The sequence below is a fragment of the Thiolinea disciformis DSM 14473 genome (assembly GCF_000371925.1).
GTDB lineage: Bacteria > Pseudomonadota > Gammaproteobacteria > Thiotrichales > Thiotrichaceae > Thiolinea > Thiolinea disciformis.
Window position 1 is genome coordinate 1 of the sequence record NZ_AQVE01000058.1, and the last position, 2,168, is coordinate 2,168.

Annotated in this window: 3 protein-coding genes; 1 reads left to right on the forward strand and 2 read right to left on the reverse strand. The window is 45.9% G+C overall.

What is annotated here, in order from left to right:
• Positions 1-438, reverse strand: a 438-nt coding sequence (locus tag A3IE_RS21525) for a hypothetical protein (RefSeq protein ID WP_033407718.1), incomplete at its 3' end; no start/stop codon positions are given.
• Positions 439-606: 168 nt separating this feature from the next.
• On the reverse strand, positions 607-1,017 hold the full coding sequence (gene tnpA / locus A3IE_RS0119295; RefSeq protein ID WP_026155043.1) for an IS200/IS605 family transposase: 411 nt from the start codon (positions 1,015-1,017) through the stop codon (positions 607-609).
• 46 nt (positions 1,018-1,063) lie between these two features.
• On the opposite strand from tnpA, the gene A3IE_RS0119300 reads away from it, so the two are divergent.
• A complete protein-coding gene (locus A3IE_RS0119300) occupies positions 1,064-2,161 on the forward strand; it encodes an RNA-guided endonuclease InsQ/TnpB family protein (RefSeq protein ID WP_020397251.1) in 1,098 nt (365 codons plus the stop codon).
• Positions 2,162-2,168 lie beyond the last annotated feature (7 nt).

Sequence of the window (2,168 nt, forward strand, 5' to 3'; positions counted from 1 at the left end):
ATTGTAATCATAGCTAGTCGTTAATCCCCCTATCGTTACGCTCGACAAACGCCCCAACGCATCCCATGTATAGGTATGACCTGCACCATTGGTCAGCAAGTTACCCGCACCATCATGGGTTACTGCCACACCTTGCCGAGTAGTCAAACGATTGCTGGCGGCATTAAAGGTTAATACGGTTGGCCCATTGGTTTTCAAGTTGCCATTGGTATCATAATCAAAGGTCTGTAACGTAGTTCCACTCAAAAGCGTGGTCGTAGTTGCTTGATAAACCCGACCTACCGAGTCATAGACATAGGAATGATCAATGACCGAGTTGGTGACATTACGAGTCTGCACTTGACCTTCCAGATTCCACGTATACGCTTCGCTGTAGTAAGGCCCATTGTGAAACGCATAGGTCAGTCGCCCACTGGTATCATATTGACTATTGATCATTTTGCCATTGCGTCGTATTGATGCGTTTTGCTATACAACGAGGGGGTCAGTACGTTTTGAACATTGCCTGCGGCATCATAAGTGTATTGGGTCGTCGCTGGATTACCAAAGAAGCCGTAAAGCCCCTTTCTTTAGCTGGGGGATGTAAGGCTATCGGCGGAACGCCGATTAAAGCGGTCTATCCTGTTGTTCAATATACTGCTTAAGCACGGATAGAGGCGCACCACCGACACTTCCTGCAAAATAAGAAGGCGACCAGAGTGAACCTGATTTTTTGCATATCCAGTGTTCACGAAGGTCAACGAACTCTTGTTTCAATTTTCGACTGGATACCCCTTTGAGTGAGTTAATCAGCTTGGAGAGCTGCACTTTAGGCGGGTAATTGACCAACAGATGCACATGGTCGCATTCACCATTAAATTCGGTAAGCTCTACCTCAAACGCCTCACCTACCTCTTTAAAGATACTTTCTAGCCGTTGAAGACTAGCGTCGTTAAAGACCTTGCCGCGATATTTTGTGATAAAGATTAAATGGGCGTGCAACATGAAGACGCAATGCCGCCCCGTTCGGATATTCATAGACTAATACTTTAATCATTGGTTAGAGTCTTATATAAGAAGGCTTATGATAGAAAAGACCAATCTCAAAACCTTAAAAGTTCGCGTCAAGGATAAGCACAAGCCTATTCTTGGGCAAATGGCGTTTGAGGTAAATCAGGTTTGGAATGCAGCGAATGAAATCACGTCACTCTATTCTTATGTGCCTGTTCCAGAGGTGGGTTGGTTAAAAAACCATTTTTCCGCGTTTGATCTGCAAAAAGACCTAAAACGTATTAAGGCAGAACGTGGATTTATCCTGCATTCAACGACTGTCCAAGAAGTGATTGCCGCTCACCATAAAGCCCGTCGTCAGTTTAAAACGGATAAATTGCGTTGGCGCGTATCCGGTGGTGCGCGTCGCTCCTTGGGTTGGATTCCGTTTAAATCAGGGGCGGCTAAGTGGAAAAGCGGTCAAGTTTATTTTGCAGGCCACTACTTCAAAGTCTGGGATAGCTACGGCTTGTCTCAGTTCGAGTTCCGTTCGGGTTCATTTTCCCAAGATGCACGGGGTCGATGGTATTTCAACATCGTCGTTGAAGTTGCACAAATTGCATCACAAGCAACAGGACAAGTGGGCATTGACTTAGGTTTAAAAGAAGTGGCTACCTGTAGCAATGGCTTAACACTTGAATCTAAACAGTTCTATCGGGAACTAGAAGCTCAATTAGGACTTGCCCAGCGAGCCAACAAAAAGCAGCGTGTTAAAGCCATTCATGCCCAGATTAAGAACCACCGATTAAATCACCTTCATCAATTCACCACGCGATTAGTCAAAGAAAATGCACTGATTGTGGTTGGTAATGTGAGTAGTTCAAAACTAGCTAAAACCAAGATGGCTAAGTCCGTCTATGATGCGGGCTGGCATATCCTAAAAACACAGCTTGATTATAAATCGAAAGCGATGCAAGCCGTGTTTATCGAAGTCAACGAATCATACACCACCCAAGCCTGTTCGTGTTGCCGCTGCATAAGCCCCAACAGTCCGAAAGGTAGAGCCGGACTTGGAATAAGAGAATGGTCTTGCCCAGAGTGTGGGGCACTGCATGATCGAGATGTCAATGCGGCTAAGAACATTCTCACGGCGGGGCATCGCCGTCTAGCAGTAGGAATCCCCGTCCTTTAGGGCGGGG

Coding starts and splice junctions, on each gene's coding strand:
- tnpA (WP_026155043.1), bottom strand. CDS start 1,017: ATGAATATCCGAACGGGGCGGCATTGCGTCTTCATGTTGCACGCCCAT.
- A3IE_RS0119300 (WP_020397251.1), top strand. CDS start 1,064: ATGATAGAAAAGACCAATCTCAAAACCTTAAAAGTTCGCGTCAAGGAT.